Here is a 17,697-nt window from a genome sequence, read left to right as displayed (position 1 = left end):
CCCCTCGCGTTGCGGGGCCCGCTCTGCGGCCTAAATCCCCCCATTGGCCCGCAGAGCAGGCCCCACAACCAGCAGCACCACCAACCAACCGGAGAACAAATTGGTCACGATATTGCGTCTGCTTGGCCGCAGGCTTGCAGCATTGCCATTGATGATCCTGGGCATCACGTTGCTCGTCTTCCTCGTCCTGCAGGCCGCTCCCGGCGACCAGGCAAGCTCCGCCCTCGGCGACGGCGCCAGCGAAGAAGCGAAGCAACAGTACCGCCAGGACAATGGCCTTAACGACCCCCTGGTCCTGCAGTACTTCCGATTCCTCGGCAAGCTCCTGCAGTTCGATCTCGGCGTCACCACCCCGCCGGCAAAGTCGGTGGCCTCGATGATCGGCTCGGCGTTCCCCCTGACGCTGCAGCTCACCTTCCTTGGCGTCCTCATCGCGATCGTGCTTTCCCTGGCGTTCGGCATCCTCGGCGCCCTCTACCGCGACAAGTGGCAGGACCAACTGGTCCGCGTCTTCTCCATTGCAGCGATCGCCACACCATCGTTCTGGCTCGGCATCCTCCTCATCCAGTGGTTCGCCCTCGGCGAGAACCCGATGTTCCCCTCGGGCGGAATTGCGACGCCGGAGTCCGGCTTCGGCGGTTGGCTCAACTCGATGGCCCTCCCGGCCCTCGCGCTTGGCATCCCCGTCTCAGCGTCATTGATCCGTGTGGTCCGCACCTCGATGGTGGAAGAACTGGACCGCGACTACGTCCGCACCGCCATCGGCAATGGTGTCCCCTACCGCGAGGTGGTCTCCAAGAACGTCCTCCGCAACGCACTCGTCACCCCGGTGACCGTGCTGGGACTCCGCGTCGGCTACCTGCTGGGTGGCGCCGTCGTGATTGAAATGATCTTCGCGCTGCCCGGCATGGGCCAGCTGATCCTCAACGGCATCACCAACCTGGACGTCAACCTGGTCCAGGGCGTGGTGCTCACCATCTCCGTCACTTTCGTTCTGGTGAACATCGTGGTGGACCTTCTCTACCTGCTTATCAACCCCCGAATCAGGACGGTATAGCTCATGCGCAGCAAGCTCGCAGAACGGCTAAGTGCCCCGGGCATTCGTTTCAAGGCCCTGCCCTGGGGCTCCCGTATCGCCCTGCTCTTCCTCATCATGATTGTTCTGGCGGCCATTTTCGCACCGGTCATCGCCCCGCACGATCCACTGGAGACCTTCATTCCGGCCACCCCGCCGGGCGCCGAACACTTCTTCGGCACTGACCGGCTGGGCCGGGATATCTTCTCGCGTCTCCTCTTTGGTGCACAGTCATCGCTGATGATCGGCCTCGGCGCGGTGGCCTTGGCCATCCTTGCCGGTGCGCTCCTCGGCTCCTTCGCCGCGACGTCCAGCAAGTCCGTGAACGAGATCATCATGCGGCTCATGGACATCCTCATGGCATTCCCCGGCATCGCACTGGCGGCTGTGCTGCTGGCAGCTTTCGGCAACTCGGTTCCCACCATCATCATCGCGATCGCCATCATCTACACCCCGCAGCTGGCCCGAGTGGTCCGCGCCAACGTCCTGGCCCAGTATGGCGAAGACTACGTCCGTGCCGAGCGCGTGATTGGTGCAGGACGGTTCTACATCCTGGTCAAGCACATCGTCCGCAACACCGCAGCTCCGGTACTGGTGTTCGCCACGGTCATGGTGGCCGACGCCATCATCCTCGAAGCCTCGCTGTCCTTCCTCGGCGCAGGCGTCCAGGACCCGGCGCCATCATGGGGCAACGTCATTTCCTACGGCCGCAACCTGGTCCTGTCCGGCGGCTGGTGGGCCACCACCTTCGCCGGTGTCACCATCCTGCTGACCGTTCTGTCCCTCAACATCCTGGCCGAAGGCCTCACCGACGCCATGGTGAACCCGAAACTGCGCCGCGCACCCGTAGTAAAGGACGACGACGGATCCACCGCAATTGTGGCCGTGGACACCGAGGTTGCAACCTCCGTCGCCCAGCCCTCAGTGGTTGAGGAACACGAGCTCGACGGCGTCCGTGCCGCTTCCGGCGACACCGCCACTTCTGAGGTGGGCACGTCAGCCGTCCTCACCGATGTGAAGCTGGCCGCCGCCAACCCGCACCTCCTCCTGGACCGCGAGTTGGAGCTCCTGGCAGCCATCGAAGCGAAGCGCACCGACCGCCTCCCGCAGGTATCGGCAGGCGCACGCAATGTTCTTGAAGTGAAGAACCTGTCCATCCGCTTCCCCGGCCGCTTCGGCGACATCGCAATCGTGGACAACGTCTCCTTCACTGTCCGCGAAGGCGAGACCATGGGCCTGGTGGGTGAGTCCGGTTGTGGTAAGTCCATCACCTCGCTCGCAGTCATGGGCCTGCTGCCCAAGACCGCCCAGGTCACCGGTTCCATCAAGTTCGATGGCAAGGAACTCCTGGACGCGAAGACCCAGCACAGCAACCCGAAGGCCTACGAAGGCCTGCGCGGCGAGCAGATCGCCATGGTCTACCAGGACGCGTTGAGCTCCCTGAACCCGTCCATGAAAATCAAGGACCAGATGGAGCAGCTCACCAAGCGCGGCGGCCGCAAGACGCCCGCCGAACTGCTGGAAATGGTGAAACTGGATCCCGTCCGGACCCTCGCCAGCTACCCGCATGAGCTCTCCGGTGGACAGCGCCAACGCGTGCTAATCGCCATGGCTCTGTCCCGTTCGCCGAAGATCGTTGTTGCTGACGAGCCCACCACCGCCCTGGATGTCACCGTCCAGAAGCAGGTTGTGGATCTGCTCAACGAACTGCGCGAACAGCTCGGTTTCGCGATGGTGTTCGTCAGCCACGACCTCGCCCTCGTAGCTTCCCTGGCCCACCGCATCACGGTCATGTACGCCGGCCAGGTAGTGGAATCCGCACAGGCTTCCGAGCTTCTGCAGAACCCCAAGCACGAGTACACCCGCGGCTTGCTCGGTGCGGTTCTCTCCATCGAGGCCGACGCCGTCCGCCTGCACCAGATCCCCGGCACCGTCCCGTCGCCACGGGACTTCGCTACGGGCGACCGCTTCGCGGCCCGCTCGCTGCGTGCCGACGCCGATCCCCACCAGAAACTGGTCCTCACTACGGTAGCCACAGCGAACGGAGACGATGCCGACCACTACTGGGCCAGCCATTTGAAGGAGGACGCGAAATGAGTGAATCAACCGGAAAGCCGGTCATCGAGCTCAAAGACGTCAAGGTCTACCACCATGCACGCACCGGTGGCCTGTTCCGCCCGAACATCGTCAAAGCCGTGGACGGCGTGGACTTCACCATCAGCCGCGGCGAAACCGTGGGCATCGTCGGTGAGTCCGGCTGCGGCAAGTCCACGCTCGCTTCAGTGCTCGTGGGACTGCAGCCGCCGACGTCGGGCAAGGTCTTGTTCCACGGAAAGCCGGCCATCAAGCGGAACGCGGCCATGCGCAAGCAGTTCGGCCGCTCAGTTTCCGTGGTCTTCCAGGATCCGGCGACGGCACTGAACCCCCGCATGACCATCCAGGACATCCTGACGGATCCGCTGCAGATCCATGGCATCGGCAACGCAGCCTCCCGCGCTGCCAAGGTCAAGGAACTGCTGGCGCTGGTTGGCTTGCCGCAATCGGCGGCGGAAGTGACGCCGTCGCAGGTTTCCGGCGGCCAGCGCCAGCGTGTGGCGATCGCCCGCGCACTGGCCTTGGATCCGGACATCATCGTGGCGGACGAGCCGACGTCGGCCCTGGACGTTTCGGTCCGCGCGCAGGTCCTGAACCTGCTGTCCGACCTGAAGACCCAACTGAACCTCGGCATGGTGTTCATCTCCCACGACATCCAGACAGTGCGCTATGTCTCTGACCGGATCTGCGTCATGTACTTCGGCAAGATCGTCGAACAAGGCACAGCCACCCAGGTCTTCGACAACCCCAGCAACGACTACACCAAGAAGCTGCTCGGCGCCGCGCCGAGCCTGCTCCACATCTAGTTTTTCCCTTCACAAGCTACAAACAACGGAGAATTCTGTGTCCACTCAGTTCCAGGGCGTCATCCCCCCGGTCATCACCCCCCGCCACGCAGACGGCAGCATCGACACCGCGTCGCTGAAGAACGTCACCAAGCATCTGATCGACGGCGGTGTGTCCGGACTTTTCGTCCTGGGCTCCTCCGGCGAAGTCCCCTACATGACCAATGACGAGCGTGAACTGGTGGTCTCCACCATCGCCGACGCCAACGCGGGTGCCGTCCCGCTGATCGTGGGCGCCAACGAGCAGACCACCAACCGCGTCATCGAGGAAGCGCGCAAAGTGGTTGACCTCGGCGCCGACGCGATCGTGGTCACCTCCATGTACTACGCCATTGGCAACGCCGCGGAGACCGAAACGCACTTCCGCAGCATCCACGCCGCCATCGAGAAGCCGATCTTCGCCTACGACGTCCCGGTCCGCACGCACTTCAAGCTGCCCACCGACCTCCTGGTCCGCCTCGGCCGCGATGGCGTCCTTGCCGGCGTCAAGGATTCCTCGGGTGACGACGTCTCCTTCCGCCAACTGCTCCTGGCAGCCAAGGACATCCCCAACTTCGACATCTTCACGGGTCACGAAGTGGTGGTGGACGGCGCTCTCCTCGGCGGCGCGCAGGGTGTTGTTCCGGGCCTCGGCAACGTTGATCCGGCCGGCTACCGCCGCCTGTTCGACGCCGCCCAGGCCGGTGACTGGGCTCTCGCGGCAAGGGAGCAGGACCGCCTGGCCGACGTCTTTGAGATTGTCTACGCCCCCAACGGCCGCGTCTCCGGTGGTGCTGCCGGCCTGGGTGCCTTCAAGACCGCACTCCAGGTAATGGGTGTCATCGAGTCCAACACCATGAGCTCGCCAATGCTCTCGTTGAATGACTCCGAGACTGCTCTGATTCGTTCAATTCTGGAGCGGAACGGGCTGGTCTAAAGCTTCGATGACCGCTTCCATGACCCACGTGATCGGCGTTGACCTCGGCGGCACCAAAACCGCCGCCGGGGTTGTTGCCCCCTCTGGCGAAGTGCTGATGTCGGAGACCATTCCGACGTTGAACCGGGCTGGTGGCGAAGCCATCCTCGATGCCACCGCAGCGCTGATCGCGGGCTTGGTGGAGCGCGCTGCCGACGCCGGAATTTCGGTTTCCGGCGTCGGCGTCGGCTCCGCTGGGGTGATTGACGCTGTTGCCGGGACCGTTGTGTCCGCGACCGACGCGATTCATGGCTGGGCCGGGACTGCGCTTGTGGCCGGGCTTGCTGCGCGGCTTTCGCTGCCGGCCGATGCGGTGCGGGCCGTCAACGATGTCCATGCGCACGCCCTCGGCGAAGCGTGGCTTGGCGCTGCCGCAGGGTCATCGAGTTCACTTATGGTGGCGTTCGGGACCGGGGTGGGCGGCAGTTTGGTGCTGGATGGCGCCCCCGTGTTGGGGCACCGTTTTGTTGGCGGACACGTGGGGCACTTTGCCTCGCCCTATGCGGTGTTTTCCGGGCGTCCTTTGGCCTGCGTTTGCGGTGGAACCGGGCACGTCGAGGCGATCGCTTCCGGGCCCGCTATCCATGAGGCGTACTTGCGGTTTGGCGGTTCTGCCGTGGACGCCGCCGACACTCGGGGCGTGTTTTCGCTGGCCGCTACTGACGCGCACGACCGCGGTGCTGGCGCTGACTCCGCTGGTAGTCGCACCGCTGTTGTTGGCAGCCGCGCCGCCGCTGTGCGTGCCATCGGTGTTGGCGCAGCCGCTGCCGGACAAGCCGTGGGCGGGCTCATCAACATCCTTGACCCTGAAACCGTGGTGATCTCCGGTGGTTTGGCCGATGCAGGCGGTCTTTGGTGGGAGCCGATGGAAGCTGCCCTGCGCCAGGAACTCCTGGCTCCGCTTGCCTCTGTTCCGGTGGTCCGGGCAACTCTCGGCAACGCAGCTGCCATTGTTGGCGCCGCACAACTAGTCCTCAAGTCAGTCCGTAATTAATAGGGAGACATCATGATCCTCACATCCGAAGGCCTTGAAGCCCTCCGCTCCCAACTGATCGTTTCCTGCCAGGCGTACCCCGGCGAGCCCATGCGCGATCCGCGCACCACCGGCCAGGTGGCCGCATCGGCTGTCATCGGGGGCGCTGCGGCGATCCGCGTCCAAGGGTTGGCTGACGTGCAATTCACGCGTGCCGCCGTCGAGGTTCCCGTCATTGGCCTTTGGAAGGACGGCCACGATGGCGTGTTCATCACCCCGACTCTTCGTCATGCCCTCTCCGTGGCGAATGCCGGGGCCCATGTGGTGGCGATCGATGGAACGCGCAGGGCACGCCCGGATGGGCTTTCCCTTGCCGAAACGGTGGCCGGTCTCCACGCAGGGTCCCATGCCCTGGTCATGGCGGATTGCGGCTCGTTCGACGACGCCGTGGCAGCCGTGGAGGCGGGCGCGGACATGATCGGGACGACATTGGCCGGTTACAGCGGCGAGCGCCCGAAGACCGACGGCCCGGACTTGGATCTCTTGGAGCAGATCGCTTCCGCCGGACTGGGCAAGCCGCTCATCGCGGAGGGCCGTATCCATACCCCGGCTCACGCGCGGCAAGCCCTGGATGCCGGTGCGTTCGCCGTAGTGGTTGGGACTGCAATCACCCACCCGGCGTCGATTACGGGTTGGTTCAAAGGCGCAATGCACGCGTAGTCGCTTCCACGGCGGAATTTGCTGAATCATCGGAGCCTCGCCACGATGAAACCCCCGTCTTTTCGCGGGCGACAGTGGGTCAGGACGCCGATGATCCAGCAAAATTGTCCGGGCCTCCAAGATGCGGACAGCATTCGGACGTTCGGGGCCCCGCTCTGCGCCCCAAAACTCTCTCCAAGCGCGCAGAGCAGGCCTCACAACGTACAGGCGCCGGCTGTAGGCTTTCCCCATGACTGCCGAGAGCTCCCGGGAATTCGATGTAATCGTGATCGGCGCGGGCGCCGTGGGGGAAAACGTAGCGGACCGGGTGGTTCGCGGCGGCCTGACGGCGGTGATTATCGAGAGCGAATTGGTGGGCGGCGAGTGCTCCTACTGGGCATGCATACCTTCCAAGGCGCTTCTCCGTCCGGGCAGTGTGTTGCATGCGGCCCAGGTGGTCCCGGGCGCTTCCGAAGCTGTCACCGGGGTGGTTGATGCTGAGGCCGCGCTGAAGCACCGGGATTGGTTCACCAACAACTGGCAGGACGGCAGCCAAGTTGAATGGCTGGACAGCGCCGGCATCGAGCTGATCCGCGGACGCGGCCATATTACCGGCCCTCGCGAGGTCCAGGTGGATGGTCTCGACGGCAACAGTTATGCGTTGAAGGCTCACCACGCTGTGGTGGTCGCGACGGGCTCCACCCCCACGATCCCGGATATCGAAGGCTTGACGGACGTCCCGTTCTGGACGACCCGCGGGGCCACAGCAGCCAAGGAAGTTCCCAGGCGCTTCACCGTCCTCGGCGGCGGCGTGGCTGGCGTGGAAATGGCGCAGGCATTCGCCCGACTCGGCTCGGACGTCACACTTATTGCCCGCGGGAGGCTCCTGAGCAGCTATGCGGAAGAGGCCGCCAGCCTGGTCCTGGCCGGGTTGCGTGCCGATGGCGTCGCCGTGCACGTTCACACCGACGTCCAGAAAGTCGACAAGAACGACGACGGCTCGGTAACCGTTACGTTCGACGGCAAGACCGTCACGGCCGATAAACTCCTGGTGGCCTCCGGCAGGCACCCGGCCCTGGCCAACCTGGGCTTGGAAAACGTCGGTATCGAAGCCCGCAACGGCAAACCCCTCCGCCTCACTACCGAAGCCAGCGGACTCGTTGAAGGCCCAGCGAGCGATGGCACCAGCGGACTCTGGCTCTACGCCGCCGGGGATGCAGCGGGCAAGGTCCTCCTGACGCATCAGGGCAAGTACGAAGCCCGCGCTACCGGTGACGCAATCGTGGCCCGGGCCAACGGCAAGCTCACTGGCCCCCCGAAACCGTGGAGCCCTTGGGCGCATACGGCCAACGACTACGCCGTCCCCAGCGTCGTCTTCACTGATCCCGAGGTAGCTTCGGTGGGCCTGAGCCTTGAACAGGCCCTTCTGCAGGGTAAGAACGTGACGGGCGTCGAATTGCCCATCAATGTTTCCGGCTCCCAGCTTCACTCCCCTGACTACAAGGGGTGGGCCCAGATGGTGGTGGACGAGGACCGGCAGGTGATTCTCGGCGCCACCTTCGTGGGCCCAGGCGTTGCAGAACTCCTGCACTCAGCCACCATCGCGATCGTGGGCGAGGTTCCCCTGGACAGGCTGTGGCACGCCGTTCCGTCCTATCCCACCATCAGCGAAGTGTGGCTGCGACTCCTGGAGAAGTATGGACTCTAATTGCTATTTGAACTGACCAGTCAGTTCAGTTAGACTTTTCGCAGACACCATTTCTGCGAAAGGCTTCATTGTGCTGTCCGTACAGCAACTCCAGCTCAACGGCCGCCGGGACGATCTCCTTCCGGCCACGTCACTCCAAGTCCGTCGCGGCGAACTCCTGCTTGTCGCCGGAGAGGGCCAGGATCAGCGGACTGCTTTGGCGTTGGCCCTGAGCGGCCGCATGAAGCCAAGCAATGGGGTCCTCAGCTGGGACAACACCACCAAGACCAAGAAGATCCGCCTCGCGAGTGCTCTGGTGGACTCCCCCGGCGTCAACGAACCCGAGCAGCACCTCAGCGTCCGCGACCTCGTCACCGAGGACCTCTCCCTCATCCCCCGCCGCTACCGGGGCGCGTTGCTGAGCAAGCCATGGCTGAAGGTCAACAGCTTCGAGGACATCGCCGGCCTCTGGATCGAACAAATTCCCGCCGCCCGCCGGCTCGAACTCCTGACCGCACTTGCCCTGGCAGATCCGGCCACGGACCTCCTCGTGGTGGACTCTCCCGACCGCCACAGCGCCGATCCCGCAGCGTGGTTGCCCAGGCTTCAGGCTTTGGCGTCCGACGCCGGGCGGCCGCTTGCCGTCGTCGCCGTCGTAGGTGCCCTCCCGGACAACTGGACCGGCGCCGCAGCGGTGATCGGCAACTCCGTGACGCACCCACCCGAACCGGAAGCGGAGCCCGCACCCTCCGAAGCCGAACCCGGCCAGCCCAAGCCGGCATCCGCCGTCGAGCTCCAAGCAGTAGTCGAGCCCAAAGCCAAGCACGCGGCCGGGCCGGCCCCGAAAACACCCGAAACACCCGAAGAACCTGAAACACCCACGGCACCCGAACCAGCTGCCGACACCGAATCCGAAAACCTCCAAAGGACTGCAAAGTGACTGTTCTGCGGCTTGCCCGCTCCGAACTCAAGCGCATGACCGGCGGGCTCCTGCCCAAGCTGACCATCCTCGCCCTGACCATGGTTCCGTTGCTGTACGGCGCGGTGTACCTCTATGCGAACTGGGATCCTTACGGCAACCTGAACCAGATCGACGCCGCCCTGGTGGTGGAAGACACGGGAGCAACGTCGTCGGACGGCACCGAACTGCAGGCCGGCACCAAAGTGGCCGACAGTTTGGTGGAGGGCCACGTCTTCAACTGGAAGAAGGTCTCCAGCGCCGAAGACGCAGATGCCGGTGTCCGCACAGGTGAATACGCCTTCGCGCTCCGCATCCCCAAGGATTTCTCCGCCAATCTGGTCTCCCCCGGCAGCTTCGATGCCGCCAACCAGGCCATGCTGCACGTCACCACCAACGATGCCAACAACTACCTGCTGAGCACCATCGTGGACAAGCTCACCACAGCGGTTCACTCCACGGTGGCCAAGGAGGTGGGCGAGGAAACCGCCAACCAGCTCCTTACCGGTTTTGGCACCATCCACGCGTCCATCGTGAAGGCCGCTGATGGCGCCTCGGAACTCGCCACCGGCGTCGGAAAGCTCAGCGACGGCGCTGCCACGCTGCACGATGGCACCACCCAGTTGGTCACCGGAGCGGACCAACTGGTCGCCGGACAAACCCAGCTTCGCGACGGTGCGGTACAGCTCAACACCGGCGCCAGCCAATTGAGCTCCGGCCTCACCGAACTCAAGAACAAGACCTCCACCTTGCCTGCGGATTCCAAAAAACTGGCCGACGGCGCCGCGCAGGTCGCTGCCGGAAACGCTGAGTTGAACGCGAAAGTCCAGGACGTCGTCGGGCAGCTTGACGCAGCGGATAAGGGCCTCCGGAACCGCGTTGTCGAGTCCAACGCCCGGCTGGTCTCGGCCGGTGTGCTGACGCAGGAGCAGGCCAACAAGGTTCTGGCTGACTTTGATGCCGCTGCTGCTTCGAGCCCCGTCACGGACGCAAAGGCCAAGATTTCCGGCGATGCCGCCAAGATCCAGCAGCTCTCGGACGGTTCGGCTGCCGTGAGCGCGGGAGCTTCCAAGCTCGCCGCCGCAACACCAACGTTGACCGACGCCATCTCGCAGGCTGCTGCCGGTGCCGGACAACTGAACACCGGTGCAGCAACGCTGGCTGCCGGCCAGCAGACCGCGTTGGACGGTGCTGCCAAGCTCGACGACGGCGCCCGCCAACTGGACGACGGCGCCGGACAGCTTGCCAGCGGCGCAGTAACGGCCTCCGATGGTTCACACACCCTGGCCACGGAACTCGCTAAGGGCGCGGGAGACATCCCCAACCCCAACGACGAGCAGAAGAACAGCGTGTCCAAGGTCATCGCTGATCCGGTCGCCGTGGACAACGTGTCTCAGGCCAAGGCAGGCTCCTACGGCGCCGGCCTGGCACCCTTCTTCCTGACCCTTGCCCTCTGGATCGGCGTGTTCATGCTGGTCCAGGCCATGCGCCCCATCACCCAGCGGGCACTGGCGTCGAACGCCCCCGCCTGGAAAATCGCCGTCGGAGGCTGGCTGCCGTTCTTCGTGGTCTCGGTGTTGCAAGCCACCATCCTCACCCTCGTGGTGAACCTCGGCCTGGGCTTGAATCCAGCGCACCCCATCGGCATGTGGCTGTTCATGCTGGCCGCGGTGATGGCGTTCAGCGCGATCATCCAAGGCATCGTGGCGCTCATGGGGACGCCCGGAAAGTTCGTGGTGCTGATCCTCCTGGTCCTGCAGTTGGTTTCCTCCGGTGGAACGTTCCCTTGGCAGACCACGCCGATGCCGCTGCATGTGGTGCATGAGATCCTGCCCATGGGCTACGTCGTCACCGGCATGCGCCACCTGATCTACGGCGGTGAGCTGAGCATGATCTGGCCCACCGTGCTGGGCCTCCTTGGATACACTTTGCTGGGAATGGCGCTGTCCACGCTCGCCGTCCGAAAGCACAAGGTGTGGACCCTCAAGACACTGAAGCCGGAGATCGCAGTATGAGCACCACCGAGCCGCTCCCTTCCGATTCCGCCGCGGGCGCCGGCAAGAAGCTTCGCCCGGAACGAACCAACGCCACCAAGCAGCGCCTCTTTGAAGCTTCCATGGAGCTCATTGGCGAACGTGGGGCCGCCGGGGTCACGGTGGACGAAATCGCAGCCGCTGCCGGGGTCTCCAAGGGAACCGTCTACTACAACTTCGGCAGCAAGTCGGACCTGATCGCCCAGTTGCTGAGGCACGGTGTGGACATCATGCTGGTCCGGCTCCAGGATGTCCGGGGACAGTCCAGCGACCCGTTGGAATCCATGAACAATATGGTGGGCCAGGCCATGGAGTTCATGGACGACTACCCTTCCTTCGCCCGCTTATGGGTCAGCGAAAACTGGCGGACACCCGGCGAGTGGAGCGCGGTGTTCGCCGAGCTCCGGGCTGAGCTCCTGGCTGTGATCGGCTCCGCGGTGGAGAGTGTGGCTGCCGGGTACAAGGTGGACGAGTCCATCGCCCGCGGGTCCTTGGAGGCGGCGATCTTCGGAGCCATCTTCGTTGTTGGCCTCGACCGTCAGACGTACAACCCGGAACGCACCCGCGAGCAAAGCGTCGCTGCTGTGATGACCATCATGCACGGATACGTCATCAAGTAACTGGCTGTCCCTAACGGTATTCAACTGCAATGTACGACGGCGTGGCGTGGCCACTTGGTCGGCGATGATTAACCTCATGCGTCACATGGGGAACAGTGGAAAGCTTGCGGTAGTGGCCGCCTTCGTGTCGCTGGGGCTCTTGGTGCTGGCCGCCGTTGTGCTCGAGGAACTGGTGTTGTACTTGTTCCTTGGAAGCGTGCTGGTCTGCTATTTGGCCTCCTTGGTGCAGGTCTTCAACCGCCGGCGCTACCTCGTGGTCATACTCGGCGCAGTGGGAACCAGCCTCTTCATCGGGTGCAGCATCGCGTTCCTGCGGATGTGGGGTATCGCATTCAACCAGGATGCCAACGCCTTGGGTACTGCCGTGAGCACCAAGGATTCTGACATCTACTTCTACCTGGCCGCCGCGGCTGGGGTCGGGACGCTGGCAGTGATGTTCCTCGGCGCAGTGGTGCCCTCGTTTGGTTCGAGGGCACCGGCTTCCGCCAAACGACCCTCGCCGGCGGCAAAGCGCACCCCCGCGCCACGCAAACCGGCGCCCCGCGCAGGGACACCCGCCAAGCGCCCTGCTGCTGCGACGCCGCGTACTTCCGGCGCAACGAAGACCCCCGCCGTCAAGCGCCCCGCACCACGTACGCCAACGACGCCAGCCAAGCGGCCGGCGTCGAACGCTTCCGCCCAACGCAAACCGGCCCCCAAGCGCTAACCACCCTGCGTTGCGAGGCCCGCTCTCCACGCATCCCCGGGATCCAACGCGCAGACCAGGCCCCACAACGGGGAGACTCAGGAGTCGAAACCCAGCCCCACGGCGTCGAGTGCTTTGAGGATGAGGTTCCTCTTTCCCTGGTTATGGTCGGCCCGGTCCATGGACCAACGCGTCAGGTTGATGCCCAGTGAAGCCAACGGCTCGGGCGGGAACGGCAGCGGGCGCTTCCGGACCATCTCCACGCGCGTGCGCTCCGTATCCAATCCGGCCAACAGATCCAGGAGCACGTCGGCTGCAAAAGCCGTAGCTCCCACTCCGAGCCCCGTGAAACCGGCCGCGTACGCCACCCGGCCCTTGCGGGCTGTCCCAAAGAATGCGCAGAACTGCGTGCTCGAATCGATGGGTCCGGCCCACTTGTGCGTGAACTTCAGGCCCTCCAGCTGCGGGAACGTCGTGAAGAAATGCGAGGCGATCTTCTCCCACGTCGCGGGCTGGTGTTCGTGCCGTTGGTCCACCCGCCGACCCCAGAAGTAGAGCGCGTCGTATCCACCGAACAGGATCCTGTGGTCCTTGGTGATGCGGTAGTAGTGGAACTGGTTGGCAACGTCCCCGATTCCCTGGCGCTTGGTCCACCCGGTGGATTCCAACTGTTCCGCGGTGAGCGGCTCAGTCATGAGCGCATAGTCGTACACCGGCACCGTCATCAACTGGTTCCGCTTCAGCAGGGACGGAAACACGTTGGTGCCAAGGACGACGTGCCCGGCCTCAATGCTCCCCCGTTCGGTAACTACGGTGACGCCGTGTTCGTGGTCCTTCAGGTCACGCACGCGCGTGCCCTCATGGATGTGGACGCCCAGCTCTGTAGCCACCCGGGCAAGTTCGAGCCCGAGCTTGTACGGATGGACCATGGCCACGGAATCCTTATGCCAACGTCCGGCGAGGTAGGTGGGTGAGTTGACCTCGGCGCGGATGGCTTCCTGGTCCAGAAAGACACTTCCGGGGCTGTCGTCCTCCTGGAGCCAGGCCACCTGGTGGGGTTCCACCGCCACGTTGAGCTCGCCGGTGCGCTCCCACTCGCAGTCCATGCCGTATTTCTCCACGGCCTCCTGCATGCGGTCCAGGTTCTCCATACCCAGCCGGTCCAAGGTCTCCAATTCGTCCGGCCAACGGTTCTTGCCATTCTCATGGCCGTGGGTCAGGCTGGCCTCGCAGAAGCCACCGTTGCGGCCGGAGGCAGCCCACGCCACACGCTCCGCTTCCAGCAGGATCACTGTCCGGCCGGGGTCACGTTCCTTGGCGCGCAGCGCTGTCCATAGCCCGGTGTATCCGCCGCCGACGATCACGAGGTCGGCGGCCGCGTCGCCGTCGAGTTGTGGGTAGCGCGTGGCGGCGTCCTTCAGGTCGTCGATCCAGAAGGGCCGGTGGGCGGCACCTTCCAAGGCATTGGCCACGACGGCGGCCTGCGGGACATTCCGTTCGAAAACGGTGGTATTCACGGGAAATTCTCCTGTTTCTGGGCGCCTTAACGTGGCGCCGGGACTCGTGTTGATGGCCGGGCTGCTTCAGGCAGTGACCGGTTCGGCGTCCCACAAGGGACGGGGACGGGAGGCGATGAGGTTCCTCGTGTAGCCGTCCCCGGGGTCCTCAAGGATTCGGGCCGTGGGCCCCTGTTCCACGATCCGTCCCTGATGCATCACGATCAGCTCGGAACAGAGCCGCGAGACCACGGCCAGGTCATGCGTAACAAAGAGAATGGTCAGCCCGAACTGATCCCGCAGCTCCTCCACGAGTTCCAGGACCTGCGCCTGGACGGAGACGTCCAGGGCACTGGTGGCTTCGTCCAGGACAAGGAGCCGGGGCCGGGCAGCGAGTGCCTTGGCCAACGCCACACGCTGCCGCTGGCCACCCGAAAGTGCCCGTGGCCGGGCGTCGAACCGGTCCGGTCCGATTCCCACCCTGCCCAGGAGTTCTGCTGCGCTGGCCTTGGCCTGCTTGCGTCCTTGCCGCTGGTGAAGCCGGAACACGTCAGCCACGGCGTTGCCTACGGGGATGCGTGGATCCAGGGACAGGTAGGGATCCTGGAAAACGATCTGGACGTCCTTGGCCAGGACCTTGCGCTCGGCGGCCTTGAGTGGCCGTCGAGGCCGGGGGACGCCGTGGAGCGTGAGTTCTCCCACCGTGGCAGTTTCCAGCGCCACCACCAGCCGGGCCAAAGTGGACTTCCCGGAACCCGACTCACCCACGACGCCCAAGGAACCACCCTCAGGGAGGCTGAACCCGGCGTTGTCCAAGGCGGTGATGACGTCTCCGCGGGGCAGTTGGTACGTCTTGGACAACCCTGAAACCTGCAGCAGGGGTGGGGCGGCGGACGCCTCCACGGCGGGCACCTCGCCCAGCTCAATAATGGGGGTCGCCTCCACCAACTGCCGGGTGTAGTCCTGCTGTGGCATCTGGAAGACTGTCTGCGTCGGGCCGTGCTCCACCACGGTGCCGCGACGGAGCACGTAGACGCGTTCACACATGCTAGCGGCGAGATTCAGGTCATGCGTAATGAAGAGCATGCCCATTCCCCGTGACTGCTGTTCTTCGCGCAAGAGCCTGACGATCCCGGATTGGGTGGTGACATCCAACGCCGTCGTGGGTTCGTCGCACAGCAACAGGTCCGGAGAGTTGAGCAGTGCAGCGGCAATCATCACCCGCTGGAGCATGCCGCCCGAGAGCTGGTGCGGGTGCTGGTCCATGAGCTCCTTGGCGCGGCGCAGGCCCACTTGCTCAAGTTGCTTTACGGCGCGTTCGGTAGCCTCGGCGCGGGATAGCCCGTCAAACCGGAGCAGTGTCTCCGTGAGGAAGTCCCCCACAGTCCGGACGGGGTTGATGCCGGCCCGGGGGTCCTGGAAGATCATGGAAGCGTGGCCACGCCGCAACTCCATGAGCCGCTGCTTGTTAGCCGTCAGGGTATCGAGGCCCTGAACAGACACGGTTCCAGAGAACTCGGAGCCGCCGGGAAACAACCCCAGCGCTGCCCGGGTGGTCAGGGACTTGCCTGAGCCGGACTCCCCCACCAAGGCGACCGCTTCGCCGTCGTTCACGTGCAGGGAGACGCTGTCCAGCAGCGGCGGCCTGTCCGGAAAGCCGAGGGTAAAGTCTTCAATGTTCAGGAGCTGGCTCATGACAGTTTTCCTCCGATGCGGTCTGAAAGTTCCTCGCCGATGACATTGACGGCCACCACCACCAGGACCACTACCAAGGCGGGCCAGAAGGCGGGCAGGATGTAGCCGCCCAGGAGCGCGCCCCGGGATTCCTCGATCATGGCGCCCCAGTCGCTGGTGGGTGGCTGAACGCCTAGACCGATGAAGGAGAGCGCTGCGAGGTCGGCCAGCACGTAGCCGAAGTTCAGCGTTGATTGGGCGCCGACGGTGGGAATGAGGTTGGGCAGCACCCGGCCCAGGACCACCCACGGCGTCCGGAATCCGAGCACGCGGTAAGCCTGGACATAGGGCCGGCTGCGCTCGGCAACCACCAGGGACTGGGCCAACCTGGCCACGTACGGCACGTAGGCGATGGTCATGGCCAGGATGGGCGCGAAGAGCCCCTTGCCGAACAAGGCGATGGCGAGCATGGCCATCAGCAACGCGGGGAAGGCGAACAGCAGATCGAAGAGCCTGCCGAGGACCTTGCCCAGCCAGCCTTCGGACCAGCCGGCAACCAGGCCGAGCAGGAGTCCCAGTACCGTTGATCCGATCACGACGATGGTGGGTCCCAGCAGCGAGGTCCGCCCTCCGTGCATGAGCCGGCTGAGAAGGTCACGGCCCAGCGCGTCGGTCCCCAGCAGATGTTGCGGGCCGGGACCGGCCAGAACGTTGTTGAGGTCCACGTAGTCAGGGTCGTACGGCGCCAGGACCGGGGCGAACAGGGAAAGAAGTACGACGGCGGCGGCTACGGCCAGCGCGCCCCACGCCATGGGTGACAGGAGGCTGCCGTAGCGGCGAAGGCCTGCCTGCGGCAGCTGGATGGCTAACGTCATCGGGACTCCGTTCCGGCCGCGATACGCGGATCAATGAGGGGCTGGATGAGGTCAACCACGGTGTTGACCAGGACGAAGGCTGCCACTACCACCATGACGATTGCCTGGACTACGGCGAAGTCCAGCCTGTCGATGGATTGCACCAGGAGCTGTCCGATGCCGGAGAGGCCGAACGTCCGCTCGATGATGGCGCTGGAGACCAGAAGGCCGGCAACCAGCACGCCGCTCACGGTGAGGATGGGGCCAAGTGCATTGCGAAGCACGTGGCGTGCCACCACGGATCCGCGGGTGAGGCCGCGACTGGTTGCCACCTCAACGTGTTCGCGGAGCAGTTGCTCGTTCATGGATGAGCGGGTCACCCGCGCCACCATGGCGATGTAGGTGATGCCCAAGGCGAGCGCCGGGAGGGTGAGGTGCCAGATCCGGTCCCAGCCGCCGTCGCCGCTTCCAAAGGAAGGGAACCATCCCAAGCCCACCGAGAACAGCGCCACCAACGCGATGGCTGCAACGAACGGTGGAACCGCACCCGCGGCGGTGAGCGTGATGAGGATGAAGCGGTCACCAAAGCCTTTGTTGAGGCTGGCCACGATCCCGGCGAACAACCCAAGGACAGTGATGAACACTGCGGCCAAGGCAACGAGTTGAAGGGTGGTGGGCAACCGTCCGAGCAGCACATCCGACACGTCCTGGCGGTAGGTCAGCGAGCGTCCCCAGTCTCCTTGCAGGATGCCGCCCAGCCAGTTCAGGTACTGTTCCCATGCCGGTTTATCCAGGCCGAACTGACGCGTGATCTCTTCCAGTGCCTCGGGCTTGGGGCTGCGTCCCCTGAGCAGGAAGCGTGCCGGGTCGCCCGGGACAAGGAAGCGGGAGAAGAAGACCGCCAGGGACGCGACAAACAACGTCACTACCAAGGACACCAGCTTCTTCAGGATGTACACAGTGGGACGAACTGCCCTGTCTTTGGCCCGTTTGCGTGCGGCGCCGCCCTGCGCCGGGGCGGGCGCCTGCACGTGATCTGTAGCGGTCAT

General features: G+C 64.6%; 15 protein-coding genes. 11 read left to right on the top strand and 4 right to left on the bottom strand.

Annotated elements, in window-relative coordinates:
* Nucleotides 1-100 precede the first annotated feature (100 nt).
* The 11 genes from N7568_RS19710 to N7568_RS19660 all read left to right on the top strand — a co-directional run bounded on the left by N7568_RS19710 (nucleotide 101) and on the right by N7568_RS19660 (nucleotide 12,645).
* The gene (locus N7568_RS19710; RefSeq protein WP_024819607.1) at nucleotides 101-1,057 is read left to right on the top strand and encodes an ABC transporter permease; all 957 of its coding nucleotides are present in this window, start codon (nucleotides 101-103) and stop codon (nucleotides 1,055-1,057) included.
* A 3-nt stretch (nucleotides 1,058-1,060) separates the two neighbouring features.
* The gene (locus N7568_RS19705; protein WP_261611468.1) at nucleotides 1,061-3,172 is read left to right on the top strand and encodes a dipeptide/oligopeptide/nickel ABC transporter permease/ATP-binding protein; all 2,112 of its coding nucleotides are present in this window, start codon (nucleotides 1,061-1,063) and stop codon (nucleotides 3,170-3,172) included.
* Nucleotides 3,169-3,975 (top strand): ATP-binding cassette domain-containing protein, encoded by an 807-nt coding sequence (locus N7568_RS19700; protein ID WP_231341342.1) that lies wholly within the window; start codon nucleotides 3,169-3,171, stop codon nucleotides 3,973-3,975. Before N7568_RS19705 ends, N7568_RS19700 begins: the two co-directional genes overlap by 4 nt.
* A gap of 37 nt (nucleotides 3,976-4,012) precedes the next feature.
* Entirely contained in the window at nucleotides 4,013-4,930 is a 918-nt protein-coding gene (locus tag N7568_RS19695) for a dihydrodipicolinate synthase family protein (RefSeq protein WP_261611467.1), read from the top strand.
* A gap of 19 nt (nucleotides 4,931-4,949) precedes the next feature.
* Complete coding sequence (locus N7568_RS19690; protein ID WP_261611528.1) at nucleotides 4,950-5,963, top strand: ROK family protein; 1,014 nt, start codon at nucleotides 4,950-4,952, stop codon at nucleotides 5,961-5,963.
* A gap of 12 nt (nucleotides 5,964-5,975) precedes the next feature.
* Nucleotides 5,976-6,662, top strand: coding sequence for an N-acetylmannosamine-6-phosphate 2-epimerase (locus N7568_RS19685; RefSeq protein WP_261611466.1), 687 nt, complete (start codon nucleotides 5,976-5,978; stop codon nucleotides 6,660-6,662).
* 229 nt (nucleotides 6,663-6,891) lie between these two features.
* A complete protein-coding gene (locus tag N7568_RS19680) occupies nucleotides 6,892-8,349 on the top strand; it encodes a dihydrolipoyl dehydrogenase family protein (protein ID WP_261611465.1) in 1,458 nt (485 codons plus the stop codon).
* 70 nt (nucleotides 8,350-8,419) lie between these two features.
* Entirely contained in the window at nucleotides 8,420-9,268 is an 849-nt protein-coding gene (locus N7568_RS19675) for an ABC transporter ATP-binding protein (protein ID WP_261611464.1), read from the top strand.
* Nucleotides 9,265-11,301, top strand: coding sequence for a YhgE/Pip domain-containing protein (locus N7568_RS19670; protein WP_261611463.1), 2,037 nt, complete (start codon nucleotides 9,265-9,267; stop codon nucleotides 11,299-11,301). The genes N7568_RS19675 and N7568_RS19670 overlap by 4 nt, the downstream gene beginning before the upstream one ends.
* Entirely contained in the window at nucleotides 11,298-11,939 is a 642-nt protein-coding gene (locus N7568_RS19665) for a TetR/AcrR family transcriptional regulator (RefSeq protein ID WP_261611462.1), read from the top strand. Before N7568_RS19670 ends, N7568_RS19665 begins: the two co-directional genes overlap by 4 nt.
* Before the next feature lie 85 nt (nucleotides 11,940-12,024).
* A complete protein-coding gene (locus N7568_RS19660) occupies nucleotides 12,025-12,645 on the top strand; it encodes a hypothetical protein (protein WP_261611461.1) in 621 nt (206 codons plus the stop codon).
* 77 nt (nucleotides 12,646-12,722) lie between these two features.
* On the opposite strand, the gene N7568_RS19655 is transcribed toward N7568_RS19660, so the two are convergent.
* From N7568_RS19655 to N7568_RS19640, 4 genes are all read right to left on the bottom strand, one after another.
* Nucleotides 12,723-14,141, bottom strand: coding sequence for an NAD(P)/FAD-dependent oxidoreductase (locus N7568_RS19655; protein WP_261611460.1), 1,419 nt, complete (start codon nucleotides 14,139-14,141; stop codon nucleotides 12,723-12,725).
* Nucleotides 14,142-14,207: 66 nt separating this feature from the next.
* Nucleotides 14,208-15,815 (bottom strand): dipeptide ABC transporter ATP-binding protein, encoded by a 1,608-nt coding sequence (locus N7568_RS19650; protein WP_261611459.1) that lies wholly within the window; start codon nucleotides 15,813-15,815, stop codon nucleotides 14,208-14,210.
* Nucleotides 15,812-16,669, bottom strand: a complete 858-nt coding sequence (locus N7568_RS19645) for an ABC transporter permease (RefSeq protein WP_261611458.1) — start codon at nucleotides 16,667-16,669, stop codon at nucleotides 15,812-15,814. Before N7568_RS19645 ends, N7568_RS19650 begins: the two co-directional genes overlap by 4 nt.
* Complete coding sequence (locus N7568_RS19640) at nucleotides 16,666-17,697, bottom strand: ABC transporter permease (protein ID WP_261611457.1); 1,032 nt, start codon at nucleotides 17,695-17,697, stop codon at nucleotides 16,666-16,668. The genes N7568_RS19645 and N7568_RS19640 overlap by 4 nt, the downstream gene beginning before the upstream one ends.

This window comes from Paenarthrobacter aurescens (assembly GCF_025421775.1).
Taxonomy (GTDB): domain Bacteria; phylum Actinomycetota; class Actinomycetes; order Actinomycetales; family Micrococcaceae; genus Arthrobacter; species Arthrobacter aurescens_B.
The sequence above is the reverse complement of the archived record's forward strand: the minus strand, read 5'-3'. Positions and strand labels throughout refer to the sequence as shown.